At 62.4% G+C, this 19,096-nt stretch carries 17 protein-coding genes; 12 read left to right on the top strand and 5 right to left on the bottom strand.

From position 1 onward, the window contains the following. The first annotated feature begins 166 nt into the window (after positions 1 to 166). The 10 genes from N5D53_RS01295 to N5D53_RS01250 all read left to right on the top strand — a co-directional run bounded on the left by N5D53_RS01295 (position 167) and on the right by N5D53_RS01250 (position 10,621). Entirely contained in the window at positions 167 to 1,633 is a 1,467-nt protein-coding gene (locus N5D53_RS01295) for a GMC family oxidoreductase (RefSeq protein ID WP_104961745.1), read from the top strand. A gap of 103 nt (positions 1,634 to 1,736) precedes the next feature. Then, on the top strand, positions 1,737 to 2,345 hold the full coding sequence (locus tag N5D53_RS01290; RefSeq protein ID WP_279839310.1) for an acyltransferase: 609 nt from the start codon (positions 1,737 to 1,739) through the stop codon (positions 2,343 to 2,345). Between the two features lies 1 nt (position 2,346). Continuing rightward, complete coding sequence (locus N5D53_RS01285; RefSeq protein WP_010954024.1) at positions 2,347 to 3,303, top strand: glycosyltransferase family 2 protein; 957 nt, start codon at positions 2,347 to 2,349, stop codon at positions 3,301 to 3,303. An 8-nt stretch (positions 3,304 to 3,311) separates the two neighbouring features. Next, the gene (locus N5D53_RS01280; RefSeq protein WP_064492801.1) at positions 3,312 to 3,836 is read left to right on the top strand and encodes a serine acetyltransferase; all 525 of its coding nucleotides are present in this window, start codon (positions 3,312 to 3,314) and stop codon (positions 3,834 to 3,836) included. 5 nt (positions 3,837 to 3,841) lie between these two features. Next, a complete protein-coding gene (locus N5D53_RS01275; protein WP_104961744.1) occupies positions 3,842 to 4,819 on the top strand; it encodes a glycosyltransferase in 978 nt (325 codons plus the stop codon). A 9-nt stretch (positions 4,820 to 4,828) separates the two neighbouring features. Beyond that, positions 4,829 to 5,833, top strand: coding sequence for a VirK/YbjX family protein (locus tag N5D53_RS01270; RefSeq protein WP_104961743.1), 1,005 nt, complete (start codon positions 4,829 to 4,831; stop codon positions 5,831 to 5,833). Between the two features lie 49 nt (positions 5,834 to 5,882). Beyond that, complete coding sequence (locus tag N5D53_RS01265) at positions 5,883 to 7,085, top strand: glycosyltransferase (protein ID WP_190869266.1); 1,203 nt, start codon at positions 5,883 to 5,885, stop codon at positions 7,083 to 7,085. Beyond that, complete coding sequence (locus tag N5D53_RS01260) at positions 7,082 to 8,269, top strand: glycosyltransferase family 2 protein (RefSeq protein ID WP_190869265.1); 1,188 nt, start codon at positions 7,082 to 7,084, stop codon at positions 8,267 to 8,269. The genes N5D53_RS01265 and N5D53_RS01260 overlap by 4 nt, the downstream gene beginning before the upstream one ends. Next, positions 8,269 to 9,021 carry a WecB/TagA/CpsF family glycosyltransferase gene (locus N5D53_RS01255; protein ID WP_010954030.1) on the top strand — a complete coding sequence of 251 codons (753 nt, stop codon included), beginning with the start codon at positions 8,269 to 8,271 and terminating at the stop codon, positions 9,019 to 9,021. The genes N5D53_RS01260 and N5D53_RS01255 overlap by 1 nt, the downstream gene beginning before the upstream one ends. Before the next feature lie 178 nt (positions 9,022 to 9,199). After that, on the top strand, positions 9,200 to 10,621 hold the full coding sequence (locus N5D53_RS01250; protein ID WP_104887594.1) for an undecaprenyl-phosphate glucose phosphotransferase: 1,422 nt from the start codon (positions 9,200 to 9,202) through the stop codon (positions 10,619 to 10,621). 33 nt (positions 10,622 to 10,654) lie between these two features. Here the strand turns inward: N5D53_RS01250 and N5D53_RS01245 are convergent, their stop codons facing one another. Then, positions 10,655 to 11,596 (bottom strand): LysR substrate-binding domain-containing protein, encoded by a 942-nt coding sequence (locus N5D53_RS01245; protein ID WP_012052371.1) that lies wholly within the window; start codon positions 11,594 to 11,596, stop codon positions 10,655 to 10,657. 146 nt (positions 11,597 to 11,742) lie between these two features. On the opposite strand from N5D53_RS01245, the gene N5D53_RS01240 reads away from it, so the two are divergent. Then, positions 11,743 to 13,119 (top strand): L-serine ammonia-lyase, encoded by a 1,377-nt coding sequence (locus N5D53_RS01240; protein ID WP_129931702.1) that lies wholly within the window; start codon positions 11,743 to 11,745, stop codon positions 13,117 to 13,119. 87 nt (positions 13,120 to 13,206) lie between these two features. On the opposite strand, the gene N5D53_RS01235 is transcribed toward N5D53_RS01240, so the two are convergent. From N5D53_RS01235 to N5D53_RS01220, 4 genes are all read right to left on the bottom strand, one after another. Then, a complete protein-coding gene (locus N5D53_RS01235; protein WP_064492796.1) occupies positions 13,207 to 13,884 on the bottom strand; it encodes a DUF3313 domain-containing protein in 678 nt (225 codons plus the stop codon). A 140-nt stretch (positions 13,885 to 14,024) separates the two neighbouring features. Then, the gene (locus N5D53_RS01230) at positions 14,025 to 15,320 is read right to left on the bottom strand and encodes an FAD-binding oxidoreductase (protein WP_279839300.1); all 1,296 of its coding nucleotides are present in this window, start codon (positions 15,318 to 15,320) and stop codon (positions 14,025 to 14,027) included. A gap of 13 nt (positions 15,321 to 15,333) precedes the next feature. Beyond that, positions 15,334 to 16,422 (bottom strand): polyamine ABC transporter substrate-binding protein, encoded by a 1,089-nt coding sequence (locus tag N5D53_RS01225; RefSeq protein WP_010954036.1) that lies wholly within the window; start codon positions 16,420 to 16,422, stop codon positions 15,334 to 15,336. A gap of 80 nt (positions 16,423 to 16,502) precedes the next feature. After that, entirely contained in the window at positions 16,503 to 17,861 is a 1,359-nt protein-coding gene (locus N5D53_RS01220) for a glutamine synthetase family protein (RefSeq protein WP_010954037.1), read from the bottom strand. A gap of 183 nt (positions 17,862 to 18,044) precedes the next feature. On the opposite strand from N5D53_RS01220, the gene N5D53_RS01215 reads away from it, so the two are divergent. Further along, a complete protein-coding gene (locus N5D53_RS01215) occupies positions 18,045 to 18,944 on the top strand; it encodes a helix-turn-helix domain-containing protein (protein WP_104961741.1) in 900 nt (299 codons plus the stop codon). The last annotated feature ends 152 nt before the right edge of the window (positions 18,945 to 19,096 follow it).

Below are 19,096 nucleotides of genomic sequence, written 5' to 3'. Positions count from 1 at the left end.
CGCAATTGGGTCGTAGAGGCTTTCTCCAGAGCTGTGTCTTGCTCGGCGCGGGGGGCGCGGTGTTCGGCGCCTCGGCGGCCGTTGCGGGCAAGACGGTCGAAAAGCCCGGGTTCGTGGTAATCAACGGTTGGGTATTGCCGTCCCGCTACTTCCGGAACGCGTCAGCATGATCAAGGACTTTGAGCAGCAGAAGGTGCTGCGCGATCACTATGATTTCTGCATCATCGGGGCCGGCCCGGCGGGTATAACCCTGGGCTTGCGCCTGGCAGCCGCCGGCTGGAGCGTAATGATCGCCGAAGGCGGGGGGCGCGAATATGCGCCGCACTCGCAAGACTTGTACGCGTGCTCATCCACCGGCCTGGAACTGTATGCCGAGGAAACCCGCCTGCGCTACCTGGGTGGCACCTCCAATCACTGGGCTGGCCGGTGCCGACCATTCACCCCTTCGGATTTTGCCGTCGCCCCGCCAGGCGTCTTGCCGGGCTGGCCAATTCCCTACTCGGAGATCGAAGGCTTTCTGCCGGCAGCCATGGAGATCGTCGATCTGGCGCCTGGCTCGGATTTTCGCGCGATGAATGCCGGTCTCAATGGCGGTGACTTCGAGGCGGACCGTTTTCTGCTCAGCACGCCGACACGTTTTGCGCAGAAGTACGCTACAGCACTGGAGCAGACCCCAGGCCTGGATGTGTTCATCAACTGTAATTGCGTTGACCTGGAGTTCGACAAGGCTTCCGGCCACCTGGCTGCGGTGGTTTTGTCTGACTATGAGTGCAATCGTCAACGCCTGGTGGCTGGAAATTTCATTCTGGCCACAGGGGCCATCGAGAATGCCCGGCAGTTGCTGAACAGCGAGACCCTGGTGGCCGCAGGCGTGGTGAGCAAGGAAGGGCTGGTCGGCGGGTGTTTCATGGAACACCTGAATATCGAAATGGGCACTTTCATCCTCAAGTCCGGGCAGGACCCAGAGCCGCGCCAGTACTACACCACCGATGCTTTCGTCGACGAGTACAAGGCCGGTAAAGGCAATGTCACCGCCTCCTTGCTGGCCGATGTGCAAACTTATGGCCGCACTGCCGAGGTGAAGTATTTTCTCGAGAGCCTGGCCTGCGACATGGGGTTTGCCAGCAAGGTCGCCTTCGTCGCCAAGTTCAGCTGCCCTGGTGACGGCGTGATCGGCACCATGATCGAGCAGTTTCCCAACCTGCACAGCCGCATTTCGCTGCTGGACAAGAAGGATGCGCTGGGCGTGGCCAAGGTCAATGTCAATTGGGTGCTTAGCGCCGAAGACCGGCACACCATCAAGTGCATTGGCAGCGAACTGGCCAAGCAGTTCGCCGACATGGACCTGGGGTTCGTCAAGCTCAACGATTTCGTTTACGACACCTCGATACCGCTGAGAATGGCACCCCATGCCCATCACATGGGCACCACGCGCATGGCCGCCTCGCCGCAGTTTGGTGTGGTCGATGCCAATTGCAAGGTGTTCGGTACCGAAAACCTGTATGTCGCCGGCAGCAGCATTTTTGCCAAGGGCGGCGCCTCCAACCCGACCATGCCGCTGTTGCAATTTGCCTTGCGGCTGGCCGACCACCTCGATAACAAGATGAAAGCGGCCAGCGGCGCCGCGGCGTGATGAAGGTTGTACACGGGTGAGTGCGATGCGGTCAGCACCTAGAAGAACGAGACCGGAACGCCTCAGGAGACTCCAGATTGTTCAGATCGCGAGGCCAGGCAGTATGAAAGGATTGATACGCAAGGCAGTGGCGCGCTACGCCCATGCAACCGGGCGAGGTGGCAAATTCTACAGGAGGTTCTGCAACCCATCTGGTCTTGAATGGGGGGCCTATCTGGCCCGGTGGGGCAACTTTCATTCGGTCGGCAGCAATTTCTACGTCAATACAGGCTGCAAGTTTCTCGACCCGTCGCTGGTACGTATCGGTAACAGCGTAGGCTTGTCCGACTGCACGTTGATCGGTCATGACGGGGTGGTATTGCTGATCGAGCATCGCTTTGGCAAGCACCTGGATTCGGTCGGTTTCATCGACATCAAGGACAACTGCTTCATCGGCCATGGTGCGATCGTGATGCCGCGCGTGACCATCGGGCCCGAATCCATCGTGGCGGCAGGGGCGGTGGTGACCAAGGACGTGCCGCCAGGCACCGTCTATGGTGGCAACCCTGCCGAGTTCATTTGTACCACCGAACAGTTGATCAAGCGGGTCGAGGCACGTTGCGAAGCCTACCCATGGATCGATCTGGTGAAGCAGCGCAACGGTGCCTACGACCCGGAAGTGGAACCGTTACTGATGGCGCAAAGACGTCAGTATTTCTTCGGGGACAGCTGAAATGGCTAGCAAACCTGTGGATGTCATGGTGGTCAACTTCAATACCGCTGGACTGTTGCAGCCGATGTTCGATGCGCTGCGCCGGGCCGACAGCGAGCGCCTGGCCAGTTACCTGGTGGTCGACAATGCCTCGCGCGATGACTCGGTGCAGCGCATGGCCCAGGTGTGCCCCGAGGCACTGCTGCTGAGCAACAAGCAGAACGTGGGTTTCGGCCGGGCCAACAACCAGTTGTTGGCGCACCTCAAGGGCAAGTACGCCTTGCTGCTCAATACCGATGCCTTCGTTGCCGCCGACTCGCTGCAAAAAACGCTCGACTACATGGACGCCCACCCGGAGTGCGGCGTACTGGGGGTGCGCCTGGAGGGTCGCGATGGCGACCTGCAGCCCAGTTGTCGCTACTTCCCCACGCCGCTCAATGTGTTCGTCGGGCGCACCGGGTTGGGGCGGTTCTTCCCAGGCGTGAAGATGGTCGACGACATGAACTGGGACCACGCTTCGGTGCGCGAGTGTGACTGGTTGCCCGGCTGCTTCTACCTGGTGCGCCGCGAAGTACTCGACAAGGTGGGTTTGTTCGACCCGCGCTACTTCCTTTATTACGAGGAGGTGGACCACTGCAAGCGGGTGAAGGAAGCGGGCTGGAAAGTGGTGTTCTACCCGCATACCACGGTGGTGCACATCGGTGGCGAAAGCTCCAAGTCGGTGGCGGAGCTGGAGGCCGCCAGCCGGCAGATCTCGTCCTATCAGATCGAAAGCGAGTTGCTGTACTTCCGCAAGCATCATGGGGTGGCGGGGCTTGCCCTGCACATGCTGCTGGTCACGCTGGGCGACCTGGTGCTGGCACTCAAGGCGCTGTTGAAACGACGCGGCTGGGGCGCCATTCAGGCCTGCTGGCGTCATTGCCGGGCAACCTGGTCTTTGCTGTTCAAGACCCGGTACGCCAGCCAACCGACAAGGTAGGTGGAGCCATGTTCGATAATATTCGCGCCGACCTGCGGGCCCATGGCGGGGACTGGGGCGCCCAGGGTTTCTGGGTATTGCTGGTGTACCGCTTTGGCCGCTGGCGTTATACGCTGCGCCCGGCACTGCTGCGCAAACTGTGCTCGCTCATCTACAAGGTGCTGTTCAAATTCGTCCAGATCATCACCGGTATCGAACTGCCGTGCGAGGTGGTGATCGGGCGCAACTTCGTCATCGATCATTTTGGCGGCATCGTTGTCAGCGGCTATGCCCGCTTCGGCGATGACTGCCGTATCCGCAACGGCGTGGTGGTGGGCCTGAAGAATGTCGACGAGCCGATTGCCCCGGTGTTCGGCAACAACGTCGACATTGGCACCGGGGCCAAGGTGCTGGGCAGTATTCGCATCGGCAACAACGTGATCATCGGCGCCAATGCCGTCGTGCTGGTAGATGTGCCTGACAATTCACTGGCAGTGGGGGTGCCGGCCATCATCAAGGCCCGGCAACCGGCCGCCACGGCATCGGTCGAGTGAGGCCTATGGCAACGGTGATCGGCGTGGTGGTGATCGGCCGCAATGAAGGCCAGCGTCTCGAGCGCTGCCTTGTTTCGCTGGCGCAGGGGGCGGACAAGGTCATGTACGTCGACTCGGGATCCACCGATGGTTCGCTGCAGTTGGCCGCCGACCTTGGCGTGGACGTGCTGGCGCTGGACATGAGTATCCCGTTCACCGCCGCACGCGCCCGAAATGAAGGCTTTGCCGCCTTGCAGCGCCTGTTGCCATCGATGCAACTGGTACAGTTCGTCGATGGCGACTGCGAGGTGAATGCCACCTGGCTGGCCACGGCGCAGGCTTTTCTTGAGCAGCACCCCGCCGTGGCAGTGGTGTGTGGTCGACGGCGTGAGCGCTTCCCGCAGCGTTCGGTGTACAACTTGCTGTGCGACCTGGAGTGGGATACCCCGGTCGGTGAGGCCAAGGCCTGTGGCGGCGATGCGCTGATGCGGGCAGACGCCTTTGCTGCCGTGGGTGGCTTCCGTCCTGACCTGATCGCTGGAGAAGAGCCGGAACTGTGCGTGCGTTTGCGGGCCCGCGGCTGGAAAGTCTGGCGACTGGCTGCCGAGATGACCCTGCACGATGCCGGCATGACGCGTTTCAGCCAATGGTGGCGGCGTAGCCTGCGCGCTGGGCATGCCTATGCTGAGGGCGCCTACCTGCATGGCCAGCCACCCGAGCGGCATTGGCTGCGTGAGTCACGTCGGGCCTGGTTGTGGGGCCTGGGCATACCTTTGGTGATCGCGCTGGCCTGCCTGCTGCTAGGCGGCTGGGGCCTGCTCTTGCTGTTGATCTACCCACTGCAGGCCGTGCGCCTGGCGCGCCGCGGCGGCAAGTGGACGCGCGAGAACTGGCTTCAGGCTGTGTTCCTGGTGTTGGGCAAGTTCCCGGAAATGCTCGGCCAACTGAAGTTCCTGCGCCACCGCCTTGCGGCTGGCAAATCGGCTTTGATCGAGTACAAGTGAGAGAAACCCATGATGCTCGGCACCCTCGTCAAAAGCGTGTTTACCTTGCAACCGGGTTACTCGTTGCGGGCGATGCACAACAAGTACAAGTTGGCACGGCAGATCGCCAGGCAGTGGCCTGAGCTGAACGGGTTCATGCAGCGCATGACGGCGGCGCTGGGCCCGCATGGTCTGCAGCGGCTGGGGGTGGATTGTATCGGTGTCGTGCAATGGCCTTACATCAGCCAATGCTGGGAGGCCCCGCAGCGTCTGGAGGTGGTGGCTTCGCACTTTGAATTGATGGCTGGGCAGTTCCCGGCGTTGCTGTTGCTGGGGCGCGACGAAAGCCTGAGGCTGTGTGACCTGTCCAGCCACTCGCCGGGCTGTTGCCTGGTACTGGACCGGCCAATCTGGTTCAAGCGTGAAGGCGAGCTGGTGTTGAACCTGTTCCAGGCCGACCTGCGTGTGGCATCCCTGGCCTTCACCCTGGGCCGCAGCCAGGGTGAGACCTGCCTGTTCATTGGTGCGGTGCAGGGCATCCACAAAGGTATCGACAGCGAAACCTCGCTGGCCATCTACCGTGACCTGACCAAGGACTTCGAAGGGCTGCGGCCACGCAGCCTGTTGCTCGAAGCGTTGAAATGCCTGGGCAGAACCTTGGGTGTGACACAGCTGTATGCCGTCAGCGACGCCTGCCGGCACCATCGCCATCCCTATTTTGGCAGCGACAAGGGCCAGGACCTGGCGGCCAACTACGACGTGATCTGGCAAGAACACGGTGCCACAGCGTCTGACCGTGAGGATTTTTTCAGCCTGCCATTAGCGCCGGCGCAACGGGCGGAAACTGACATCCCGGCCAAGAAACGGGCGATGTACCGCCGCCGCCAGGCATTGCTCGACGATGTTTTCACCCGTTTGCAGGCAGCATTGCCAAGCAGCAATCACAACCTTGGACTACAAGGAAAACAGGGGGATGCATTTGCTGTGAGTGCATCGGCAGTAGACGGACCGCCCGTAGTCGACAGCCTGAAGTGAAGGTTGCCAGGGAAGGTTGGTCATCAAGCGGGTTTGGATCTGGATTCGTATGCGCATTGCTTACTTCATCAATCAGTACCCGAAAGTCAGCCACAGTTTCATCCGTCGCGAAATTCTGGCGCTGGAGCGCCAAGGGGTCGAGGTGCAACGTATAGCCCTGCGTGGGTGGGACGCCGAAGTGCAGGATGCCGAGGACACAACCGAACGGGGCAAGACCCGCTACGTATTGCAAGGTGGGCTCAAGGGGTTGTTGGCACCGACGTGGCAGGTACTGCGTACGCAGCCGCGGCGGTTTTTCCAGGCGCTGTGGCTGGCCATGCGCCTCGGCTTGCGGGCCGACCGTGCCTGGCCCTACCACCTGGTCTACCTGGCCGAGGCCTGCCAGGTGCTGCAGTGGTTGCAGGCAGGGGAGGCGACACATGTGCACGCGCATTTCGGCACCAACTCTACTGAAGTGGTCATGCTGGCCAACGCCCTGGGCGGGCCGGCATACAGCTTTACCGTGCACGGCCCTGAAGAATTCGACAAGCCACAGTTCTTGCACATGGGTGAGAAGGTGCGCCGCGCCGCCTTTGTCGCGGCGGTGAGCTCGTACGGGCGCAGCCAGCTGTACCGTTGGGTGGCGCACGAGCACTGGGGCAAGGTGAAGGTGGTGCACTGCGGCCTGGAGCGTGGCTTTCATGAGGTGGCGCCGGTCGCTGTGCCGTCGGCGCCACGGCTGGTGTGTATCGGGCGCCTGTGCGAACAGAAGGGCCAGCTGCTGTTGCTGGAAGCGGCGCGCTGTCTCGCTGCCCAGTCGATCGCCTTCGAGCTGGTGCTGGCGGGTGACGGTGAAATGCGCGAGCAGATCGAGGCCTTGATTGCCCGGCACGGCTTGCAGCAGCAAGTGCGTATCACCGGTTGGATCAGCAGTGCGCAGGTACGCGAGGAAATCCTGGCCGCCCGTGCGCTGGTGCTACCCAGCTTCGCCGAGGGCTTGCCCGTGGTCATCATGGAGGCCATGGCCTTGCGCCGGCCCGTGCTCACCACCTATGTAGCGGGTATCCCCGAGCTGGTCCGGCCTGGCGAGAACGGCTGGCTGTTCCCAGCCGGTGCCGTGGACGAGCTGGCAACAGCCATGGCCGACTGCCTGGCGCAACCGGCCGAGGTACTGCAGCGCATGGGCGAGATGGCCTACCAGCGTGTCGTGCAACGGCATGACATCGATACCGAGGCGGCCAGGCTGGCCGACTATTTCAAGGCATACGCATGATAAGTGTATTGGGTTGGTTACTGGGCCTGTTGGCGATCGTCGTCCTGGTACCGGTGTCGGTGCTGTCGCTGCAAGTGTTGCTGGCTTGCCTGCCGGCGCGGTCCAGGCCCAAGGGCATTGGTGAGCGCCCGCGAGTGGCGGTGTTGGTGCCCGCCCACGATGAGGCGCTGGTCATTCGTGCGATGCTGGCCAGCGTTACGCCGCAACTGCTGGACGGCGACCGCTTGCTGGTCGTGGCAGACAACTGTTCGGATGACACGGCCCGGTTGGCACGCGCGTCCGGTGCCGAAGTGGTAGAGCGCCACGATACGCGCTTGCGCGGCAAAGGTTACGCATTGGATTTCGGCGTGCGCCACCTGGCTCAGCGGCCGCCCGAGGTGGTCATCGTGGTGGATGCCGACTGCCAGGTGGGCGAGGGGGCGATCGATTGCCTGGCGCGCCGCTGTCACGCACTTGCCCGCCCGGTACAGTCGCTGTACCTGATGCGTGCACCGGCAGGTGCCGGGTTGAGAGTGCAGGTTGCCGAGTTTGCCTGGCGGGTCAAGAACCTGGTGCGGCCACGCGGCTGGGCGCGTCTGGGCCTGCCATGCCAACTGATGGGCGCGGGCATGGCGTTCGGCTGGCACGATCTGAGCCTGATCAACCTGGCCAATGGTCATCTGGTCGAGGATGTGAAGCTGGGCCTGGACCTTTGCCAGCAGGGCAAACCTCCTGCTTTCTGCCCCGAGGCACTGGTCACTAGCCAGTTCCCACTTAGCCAGCAGGGCCTCAACAGCCAACGCACTCGCTGGGAGCATGGCCATCTGGGCTTGATGCTTGCCGACGCACCCAAGCGGGCGATGGCTGCCATCACCCAGCGCAACGCTAGCCTGGCGGCCTTGACCCTGGACTTGCTGGTGCCGCCCCTGGCGTTGCTGGTACTGACCTTGCTCGGGCTTAACCTGGTGACCTGGCTGGCGTACCTGCTGTTCGGCCTGGCGGCACCCGCGTGGCTCGCCTTTGCCGGTTTGGCCTTGCTGGCCTTTGCAGTGGTGTTGGCCTGGGCGCGCTTCTGCCGTGAAGTGATACCGTTCTCGGTGTTGCTGTACGCGCCGTTTTACGCGGCCAGGAAAATTCCCTTGTACCTGAGTTTCCTGATCAAGCGCCAGGTTGAATGGGTGCGTTCAAAACGGGATGACGACTGATGGCTCAGTGGCAGAATCGCTGGAAGCGTGTGATCGACCAGCTGGCAGTGATCGCTGATGACGCCGCCGTGCAGCACCTGCTCGATCGCCTGGCCACACCGGATACGGCCACCGTGCTGGGCTTCGTCAACGCCCATGCGATGAACCTGGTGGTGCGCGATGGTGGCTACAGCCAGGCGCTGTCGGCCGCAGATGTGCTGCTGCGCGATGGTGCCGGCATGGCGATCCTGTATCGCTGCCTGGGCCTGGAACCCGGGCTCAACATGAACGGCACAGACTTCATTCCCAGGCTCATGGCTGCTTACCGAGGGCGCAAGGTCGCCTTCTGGGGCACCCGGCAACCCTACCTGGACCAGGCTGTGCAGCGCTGTAAAGCCGAATTCGGCATCGTGCCAGTGTCGGTTCACGATGGCTTCGCCAGCCTGCAAACCTATCTGCAGTTGGCCCGCGTCCAGCAACCCGAGCTGATCGTGCTGGGCATGGGCATGCCCAAGCAGGAAGCGGTGGCAGCGGCGTTGGCAGCCACTGGCGGGCCATGCCTGATCGTGTGCGGTGGGGCGATCCTGGACTTTCTCGGCGGCAAGGTCAGCCGTGCCCCCGAATGGCTGCGGCGTTTGGGGGGCGAGTGGCTGTACCGCCTGCTGCGCGAGCCCAAGCGCCTGTTCATGCGTTATGTGGTGGGCAATCCGCTATTCCTGTTGCGCACCCTGTTGTACCGGCGGGCGGCGGTTTCGGCCAGGCGGGCCCTATGAATCGGCCAAAAATCGCAAAAGCGGTGATCCCGGGTACGCCAGCGCCGGGTGGCTGCTACAGTGATATCAATCGCTTGAGGGCGCCACGCGCCTGCTGCACGGTTTTTGCTTAAGTCTGTTTTCAAGGCTTGCTGTTTGATGGAAGGCACTTGCTACGCTCATCTTGATGAGGTCTGAAATGGTTTTCGAACCCAGAAGCAGTCGTTCCTTACTCCAGAGAAGAAGCAGTGTCAGTAACGCCATCCAGGCCGGCCTCGATGGTATTGCCGTCACCGGTATTGCCTGGTACCTGATCTACGACCAGTTCGGCTATATCACATCCGATTACGTGATCATGCTGCTGCTGCTGATTGGCGCACTGGCAGTCATTTATGATCATTACGCGATCTACCGCACCAACGTCGGGCTTTCGATCAAGGCGTTCCGCCTGTTCAAGGCCTGGTCGGCAACGTTTTGCTTCCTGGTCGTCATGGCGTTCCTGACCAAACAGAGCGAAACCTATTCACGGCTATTGGTGGTGCAACTGTTCGTCATTGGTTATGTCGCCCAGTTATTCTTGCATTTTGCCGTGCGCGAACTGCAAAAGCGCTTTAGCGCGCATGCGCGCCTGGACAATGCCCTGATCATCGGCAACGGTGACCTGGCCAACTTCCTGTATCAGAAAATCAGCAACAACCCGTGGTTTGGCGAGCGGGTGCTGGGTTGCGTGCTGCTCGACAAAGGCGATGGGCAGGGGCTGGAGAGTGCCGAGGGCAAGCAGCGCCTGCCGGTGCTGGGGCATATTGGCGACCTCGACGAGCTGGTGGCCCAACACGGCATTCGTACGGTGTATCTGGTGACGCCACTGGGTGGCTCCGAGGTCATCAACGACGTGTATTTCAAGTTGCTCGACAAGTGCATTGCGGTGAACTGGGTGCCGGATATCTTCTCGTTGCGCCTGATCAACCACAGCGTGCGGGAAATTGCCGGCATTCCGGTGCTGACCTTGTCGGAGACACCCTTGACGGGCATGAGCCTGTTCTTGAAAAACCTTGAAGACCGGGTGCTGGCCGCGTTGATTTTGCTGTTTGCATCCCCCGTATTGCTGGCTGTTGCGCTGGCCATCAAGATCGACAGCCGCGGGCCGGTGTTCTTCCGCCAGGAACGTACCGGCTGGACAGGAGAATCGTTCCGCATCTGGAAGTTTCGCAGCATGCATGTTCACCAACCGGAAGCAGGTGTGGTCCAGCAGGCGCAGAAGAACGACCCACGGTTGACCCGGGTCGGCGCCTTTATCCGGCGTACAAGCCTTGATGAACTGCCACAACTGTTCAATGTGCTGACCGGGGAAATGTCCCTGGTAGGGCCGCGGCCGCATGCCCTGCAACATGACACCTTGTATTCGCAGGATATCGTTGACTACTTTGCCCGCCACAATATCAAGCCAGGCATGACAGGTTTGGCGCAGGTGCGCGGCTTCAGGGGGGAGACCAAGGATATCGAGCAAATGATCCAGCGGGTCGACTCGGACATCGAGTACATCAACAACTGGTCGTTGTGGCTGGACTTCGTGATCCTGGTGCGCACGCTTAATGCCTTCACCGGTAAGCAGGCTTATTGAGCGCAGCGCTCCTGCTCAAGCGCACCCAAGTGGCTATTCCTTGTTCAACGGATGCAACGCCCTGAACCCCCGCGCTTCTTCCACCAGCCAGTCATGCACCGCCCGCGCACCTGGCTGGTTCAAGCCGCCTGGCGGGTAATGCACCACATAACGCTTGTGGTTGGCGATCGGTACACCAAACGGCACGATCAGTGCCCCGCGTTCCAGTTCATCATTGAGCAGCGTGCGGCGGGCAATCGCCACGCCGATACCGGCAATCGCCGCCTCGATGGTCAGGTGGTTGCGGTTGAAGGTGTGCCCGCGCCGCACATCCAGGCCGGCGGCGCCGATGCCTTCCAGGTAGAACTCCCACTCGGCATATTCCGAACTGCCACGCCAGGCGGTGATGTCATGCAGCAGCGGGTAGTGCGCCAGGTCAGCGGGGCCGTGCAGCGGCGGGCGCCCGCGTAGCAGGGCAGGTGAGCACACCGGGAAGATCTGCTCGTCCAGCAGTGGCGTCGAAAGCATGCCTGGGTAGCTACCATCGTTCAGGTCAATGGCCAAATCGAAATCACCCGGGGTCAGCGCCTGGGCACTGTCTTCGGCGACCAGGCGCAGTTCGATATCCGGGTAGCGCTGTTGAAAACGCGGCAAGCGCGGCGTGAGCCATTTGGCCAGGAACGAGGGGATCGAACGCACACGCAATGTGCCGCGGATTTCCCCCGCGTCCAGCCGCAGCAGCTCGGCTTCGATACTGCCGTAGGCCTCGGCCACCGTCTGGGCCAGGCGTTGCCCCTCGGCGCTCAGCTCCACGCCGCGCGCCCGGCGCAGGAACAGCCGGTAGCCCAGGCGCTCTTCCAGTTGGCGCATCTGCTGGCTGACCGCGCCCGGGGTGATATGCAGCTCTTCGGCACAGCGGGTGAAGGACAAGTGCCGGGCTGCGCAGGCAAATACATGCAGCCAGACGAACATCTGACCATTGAGTTGTCGTCGCATCGTTTAGTACCACTAAAGGCTTGCTTAGGAAGTTTCGTTGGTCATCCGTGAGCCAGCGCGGCAGTATCGCGCAAAATCGCAATAACGCTCAATTTCTTCAGACAACCCTACCCTGGATGCATATCAGGGCAGGGTCAGGCATTAGCATGGCTATCAGTGTTTTCGACCTTTTCAAAATTGGCATCGGGCCGTCCAGTTCCCATACCGTCGGCCCGATGCGCGCGGCGGCTACCTTTGCCCAGGCCTTGCGTGAGCAGGGGCTGCTGGCCCAGGTAACGCGCGTGCAAGTGCGGCTGTATGGCTCGCTGTCGGCCACCGGGGTTGGCCATGCCACCGACCGCGCGTGCCTGCTAGGCTTGATGGGCCAGTGGCCGGACCGTATCGACCCGTCCACGATCGAATCGCGCATCGGCCAGGTCCTGCAAGAGCACTGCCTGATGCTCGACGGTAGCCATCCGCTGGCCTTCGACTACGGCCGTGACATGCTGCTGCTCGACGAGAGCCTGCCTTATCACCCCAATGCCATGAGCCTGGAAGCCATGGACGGGCAGCGCAGCCTGTTGAGCCAGACCTATTTTTCGGTGGGCGGCGGCTTCATCGTCGAGCAAGCCGAGATCGATGCGCCGGCAAGCGAAACGAATGCCGTGATGCTGCCTTATGAGTTCGACAGTGGTGCCCAACTGCTGGCGTTGTGCAAGGCCCACAACCTGAGCGTGGCGCAACTGATGATGGCCAACGAATGCGCCTGGCGCCCGGAGGCCGAGGTGCGCGAAGGCTTGTTGCGCATCTGGGAGGCCATGCGTGAGTGCGTGGCGAACGGCCTGCGCAACGAGGGCATCCTGCCGGGCGGTTTGCACGTCAAGCGCCGCGCCGCGCGGTTGCATCGCAGCCTACAGGAGCTGGGCAAGCCCAACGTGATCGGCTCGACCCTTGGCGCCATGGAGTGGGTCAACCTGTTCGCCTTGGCGGTCAATGAAGAAAATGCTGCCGGTGGGCGTATGGTTACCGCGCCCACCAACGGGGCAGCCGGCATTATCCCGGCGGTGTTGCACTACTACATGAAGTTCAACCCCAATGCCTGCGATGCTGATGTGGTGGACTTCCTGCTTGGCGCAGCGGCGGTTGGCATCCTGTGCAAAAAGAACGCCTCGATCTCCGGTGCCGAGGTGGGTTGTCAGGGGGAGGTGGGCTCGGCCTGTTCGATGGCTGCTGCCGGCCTGGCGCAGGTACTGGGTGCTACGCCGCCCCAGCTTGAAAACGCCGCCGAGATTGCCCTGGAGCACAATCTTGGGCTGACCTGCGACCCGGTGGGTGGCCTGGTGCAGGTGCCGTGCATCGAGCGCAATGCGATTGCTGCGGTCAAGGCGATCAACGCCGTGCAGATGGCGCTGCGGGGGGATGGCGAGCACTTCATCTCGCTCGATCGGGTGATCCGCACCATGCGTGATACTGGCGCGGACATGCATGCCAATTACAAGGAAACCTCGCGCGGCGGTTTGGCGGTCGCTTTTGTCGAGTGCTGATGTTTAACGCGGTCAACTGGAGCGGCCTTGTGTCTCGATGGGCCGCTCCTTAACCAGGTTGCGCTGACCTGTTGGGTCAGCGCTGACTCAGCGGCCTTTCTGCTTCGCTGCCAGGAAGCTCGCACGCATGTCCTTGGCCCAACCATCGAGCACCGGCTTGACGTCATTCAAGGTCAGCTTCTGGGTATCGTTCTCCAGCTCCTGGCCCGCGCCCTTGCGGACCACCTGGGCCAGTACCTTCTGGCTGGCACCGTCCAGGAACGCTGCCTCCACACCGACATCCACGTCCTGGTCACGGCCACCCATGGCGGTATTCACTCCCGCCGCGATAAGCGCGATAGGGATCACCTCGTAAGGCCTGAGGCCCTCGTTACTGGTGGACACTGCCGTGATCGCCGGGCGCACCACGATCACGCCCGGGCCAGGCCCCTTGGCCAAAGGCATCACGCTGCCCATTTCGCGGCGCAGGGCCTCGTTGAAGTAGCGGGTGATTTCCTGCAGCGTCTGCTGCGAGATAACAGCTGTGGGCTGCGGCTTGGGGTAGAACTGGCTTGGCTCGACGAACACCTGGCTGTATTGATTGATATTGACCTTGGGGTCGATCCAGCGCATCACCGGGTCACCCGACGGGCTCTTGGCCTCTTGCAGCCGGCTGTAGTCTTTGAGGAAGCCGGAGTAATCCTTGGGGTCCACGCGGTTGCTGGAGCAGGCGGCCACGGCAAGCAGCGCGGCGCACAACAGGGTAATGCGAGGCAATGATTTCATGATGAAAAGGCATCCATGAGAGGTCGGCCTCAACAACGCTAGCAGGTGCGAGGCAGTTGGCCAGTGGACGGGGCAATCCTCTTTGAAAAGAACACAGTGCGTGGCTCGCCCTGAGGGGCGCTGCAAACGTTGCTGCCCACTCAACCCAGGGCCTCACGCAAGCGGTACCACAACATGCCCAGTGCCAGCAGGGGGGAGCGCAGGGCCTTGCCGCCGGGGAAGGTCAGGTGCGGCACGGCGCTGAACACATCCAGGCCGTGGCTGTGGCCGAGGGCGATGCTTTCGGCCAGCAATTTCGCCGTCCAGTGCGTCACGTTCAGCCCGTGGCCGGAATAGCCCTGGGCGTAATACACGTTAGGGTGCTGGTTCAGGCGCCCGACCTGGGGGAAACGGTTGGCGGTGATACCGATCATGCCACCCCACTGGTAGTCGATGCGCACGTTGGCCAGTTGCGGGAACACCTTCAATACCTTCGGCCGCATGTACGCGCCGATGTCTTTAGGGTCGCGCCCGGAATAGTGGCAGGCGCCGCCGAACAGCAGGCGGCGGTCTGCGGTGAGGCGGTAGTAGTCCAGGCCGACCTTCTGGTCGCACAGCGCCATGTTCTGCGGGATCAGGCTGCTGGCCAGTGCTTCGGGCAAGGGTTCGGTGGCCACCACATAGCTGCCGGCCGGGAGCACCTTGCCGCTCAGGCGCGGTTCCAGTTCATCCAGGTGAGCGTTGCAGCCCAGCACCAGGCTGCTTGCGCGGACCTTGCCGCGCGCCGTGTGCAGCGTCAACCTGGGCCCGTGCTCAATACGCAGCACCGGGCTTTGTTCGAAAATGCGCACGCCCAGGCTGTGGGCCGCGCGTGCTTCGCCCTGCACCAGATCCAGCGGGTGCAGGTGGCCCGAGCCCATGTCGACCAGGCCGCCAGCGTACTGATCGCTGGCGACGATCTCGTTCAACTGCCCGGCACCGACCAGGCGTGTTTCATGGCGATAGCCCAGGGCGGCCAGGTCGTCCTGTTCCTCCTTGAAGGCGGCGAACTGCGCCGTGGTGTTGGCCAGTTCGCAGAAGCCCCAGCGCAGATCGCAGGCAATGCCGTAGCGGGCGATGCGCTCGGCCACCAGTTCCACTGAGTCGATGCCGGCCTGCTTCAGGTAGCGCACACCGTCCTGGCCGACATGCCGGGCAAAGCCGCTGACATCATGGCCGATACCGCGAATCAGCTGGCCGCCATTGCGCCCACTGGCGCCCCAGCCGATGCGTCGGGCTTCCAGCAGTACCACCGAGAGGCCGCGCTCGGCCAGCTCCAGGGCGGTATTGACCCCGGTCAGGCCGCCGCCGATGACGCATACGTCGGCCGTCAGTTCGCTGTCCAGGCTGGGGTAGGGTGCCGCGTCGCGCGCTGTGGCGGCGTAGTACGAGGCAGTGTGTTGGGTATTGAAAGACATGAGCGTTCTCGACTCAGCGGTTGGACTTGATCTTGCTCCAGGAGCGGGTCATGACGCGCATGATTTTCGGGCTCGGGGTGCTGGAGATGTACAGCTTGTCCAGCACCTCCTGGGGTGGGTAGATCTCGGGGTTGTTCACCAGCGATGCATCCATGTAGGCCTTGGCGTCCGGGTTGGCGTTGGCATAGCCGACCGTGGCGCTGACCTTGGCGATCACTTTGGGGTCGAGCAGGTAGTTAATGAACGCCAGGGCCTGCTCGGGGTTGTTGGCGTCCTTGGGGATGGCCAGCAGGTCGAACCACAGGTTGCTGCCTTCCTTGGGAATGCTGTAGGCGACCTTCACGCCGTTTTTCGCCTCTACGGCGCGGTTGGCAGCCTGGAACACGTCGCCGGAGTAGCCGAACGCGATGCAGACATCACCGTTCGCCAGGTCAGAGACGTACTTGGAGGAGTGGAAGTAGGTGATGTAGGGGCGCAGTTCGAGCAGGCGGGCCTCGGCCTTGGCGTAGTCGCCCGGTTTTTCGCTGCGCGGGTCCATGCCCAGGTAGTTGAGCACGGCCGGGAACAGCTCGTCGGGCGAGTCCATGAATGCCACGCCGCACTGCTTGAGCTTTTTCAGGTTTTCGGGCTCGAACAGCACCGCCCACGAGTCGATGTGGTCCACACCCAGTGCCGCCTTGACCTTGTCGACGTTGTAGCCGATGCCATTGGTGCCCCACAGGTAAGGCACGGCGTACTGGTTGCCGGGGTCGTTCTGTTCAAGTTGCTTGAGCAGTTTGGGGTCCAGGTGCTGCCAGTTCGGCAGCTTGCTGCGGTCCAACGGCAGGAAGGCGCCGGCCTGGGCCTGGCGGGCGAGGAAGTGGTTGGACGGTACCACCACGTCATAACCCGTACGCCCGGCCAACAGCTTGCCTTCAAGGGTTTCGTTGGAGTCGAACACGTCATAGACCACCTTGATTCCGCTGCTGGCCTGGAAGTCGGCCAGGGTGGTGTCACCGATGTAGTCGGTCCAGTTGTACACACTGACCGTGGGCGCGGCCTGGGTGGTGGTGGCGAACAGCAGGGTGAATGCAGCGGGGATCAGGGCTTGCAGATGACGCATGGGAACACCTCGTTGGTCTTGTTCTTCGAGTTCGGAGCAGGCTTGCCTGTGCATGGGGTGCAAAGCACCCCCGCGGTGGATCAGACACTCAGCATCAGGAATTCACGCTCCCACGAGCTGATGACGCGCTTGTAGTTCTCGTGCTCGGCGCGCTTGACCGCCACGTAGCCCTGGACGAACTGCTTGCCCAGGTACTGCTGCACGGTTTCGCAGTCTTCCATGTGCTGCAGCGCATCCTCGATGGTGATCGGCAGGCGCAGGTTGCGGCGTTCATAGGCGCGGCCCTGCACCGGTGCGCTAGGGTCGATCTGCTCGACCATGCCCAGGTAGCCGCACAGCAGGCTGGCAGCGATGGCCAGGTACGGGTTGGCATCGGCGCCCGGCAGGCGGTTTTCCACCCGCATCGCCTCAGGGCTGGAGGTGGGCACGCGCAGGCCGGCCGTGCGGTTTTCTTCGCCCCACTCGACGTTGACCGGTGCCGAGGTATCCGGCAGGAAGCGGCGGAACGAGTTGACGTTGGGCGCGAACATCGGCAGCAGCTTGGGGATGTACTTCTGCAAGCCGCCGATGTGATGCAAAAACAGCTGGCTCATGCTGCCGTCTTCGTTGGCGAAGATCGGTTTGCCAGTGGCGATGTCGACCACGCTCTGGTGCAGGTGCATGGCACTGCCGGGTTCATCGGTGATCGGCTTGGCCATGAACGTGGCGGCCACGTTGTGCTTGAGCGCGGCCTCGCGCATGGTGCGCTTGAACACGGTGATCTGGTCGGCCAGGTCCAGCGCGTCGCCGTGGCGGAAGTTGATCTCCATCTGCGCCGGGCCGTCTTCGTGGATCAGCGTATCCAGGTCCAGGCCCTGGATCTCGCACCAGTCGTAGACGTCTTCGAACAGCGGGTCGAATTCGTTGGCGGCGTCGATCGAGAACGACTGACGGCCACTTTCAGCACGGCCTGAACGCCCCAGTGGCACCTGCAGTGGCAAGTCCGGGTCTTCGCAGCGCTTGGTCAGGTAGAACTCCATCTCGGGTGCGACGATTGGCTGCCAGCCCTTGTCGGCGTACAGCTTGAGCACCTTCTTCAGCACGTTGCGTGGCGAAAGCTCGATAGGGTTGCCTTGCTTGTCGAAGGTGTCGTGGATCACGATCGCGGTTGGCTCGATCGCCCACGGGATCTGGTAAACGGCAGTGGGGTCAGGGCGGCAGACCATGTCGATGTCGGCGGCGTCGAGCAGGTTGTAATAGATGTCATCGTCGACGTAGTCGCCGGTGACCGTCTGCAGCAGCACGCTTTCTGGCAGGCGCATGCCTCGCTCATGGAGGAACTTGGCGGTAGGCGCAATCTTGCCGCGGGCGATGCCGGTCAAGTCGCTGATCACGCATTCGACTTCGGTGATCCGGTGTTCTTTCAGCCAGGTGGACAGCTGATCGAAGGGGGCGTTCATACAGACCTCTTGGTTGGGTTTTAGTGGGGGAGCGTGGGCGCTTGCGAAAACCGTTGAACAGTTGCGAAGGCGTTACGCTTCCCAGGTGACGCGCTGGAGACTATCTTGGGCGCAGCCCCCCGGGGCGATCTATCCACTTTCTTCAGTATCGAATGCACCAAAAGAGTGCATACAGGACGATGTGTGACAACCGCCAATGCGTTGAAGGTCCAGGCTTTCCACACCACTGACGTCACCGAGCAAGTGCGCGCCACCCCTGGCTGGCAGCAGCAGTACCGGCAGATGTCGCCCGGGTACTTCAGCGGTGAGCTGCGGTGTCTGGGGCTGGAGGGTGTGGAGGTGTACGAAGAGCGCCTGAACACCCGGGTGGAGCAGTTTTTCCGCGCGCCAAGCGGCTCGCTGGCGTTTTGCTTCGACCGCAGCGAGAACAGCCTGTACCTGCTGAACGAACAAAGCCGCAATATCTGGATCACGCCGGAGAACTACCAGGAGGTGGCGGTCGTGTTCGACCAGGCCTTCCTGGCCCGCCATGGGCTGGACCCGCAGCGCCTGGAAGGGTTGTTCATGGTGCCACTGGGCAGCGGCCAGAATGCGCTGTTCGGCAGCTGGCTCAGCGCCACCTTGACCCGGTTGGGCGAGGAGGGTTGCCCGTTGCAAGGGCAGGCCCTGGCTGAGCAGCTGCTGGAGGACTGCCTGTTCATTCTCGACAACGCCAGCCAGCGTTTACAGGGCGTGGCCCTGGGGCGGCGGGACGAGGAAAGGGCGATCATGCACCGGGTCAGCGAATGGGCGGCCGACTGCCCGGAAGAGACGCTGAACCTGCTTGAGCTGGCAGACGTGGCTGGGGTTTCCCTGCGCCAGTTGCAGCAGGCGTTCAAGGCGTTTACCGGCATGCCGCCGGCGCACTGGCTGCGCCTGCGCCGGCTCAACGGTGCGCGGCGTGATCTGTTGCGCGGTGGCGGCGTGACCGTGGCCGAGGTGGCGATGCGCTGGTCGTTCTGGCATTTAGGAAGGTTTTCAGAGAGTTACCGGCAGTTGTTCAAGGAGTTTCCCAGTGAAACATTGAAGCGCTGCAGGGTTTGAGGTGGAGGCGGGGCTGCCGGCCTCTTCGCGGGCTCGCCCGCTCCCACAGCACCAGCATGGTTTCGTGAATCGCAGGTTGCCTGGGGCGCGGGTAAGTCCGCGAAGCGGCCAGCCCAGGCAACACTGAACCCAGCATTCCACGCCAAAAGTTG

Origin of the sequence: Pseudomonas sp. GD03862 (assembly GCF_029840855.1) — a bacterium.
GTDB classification, from domain to species: domain Bacteria; phylum Pseudomonadota; class Gammaproteobacteria; order Pseudomonadales; family Pseudomonadaceae; genus Aquipseudomonas; species Aquipseudomonas alloputida.
The sequence above is the reverse complement of the archived record's forward strand: the minus strand, read 5'-3'. Positions and strand labels throughout refer to the sequence as shown.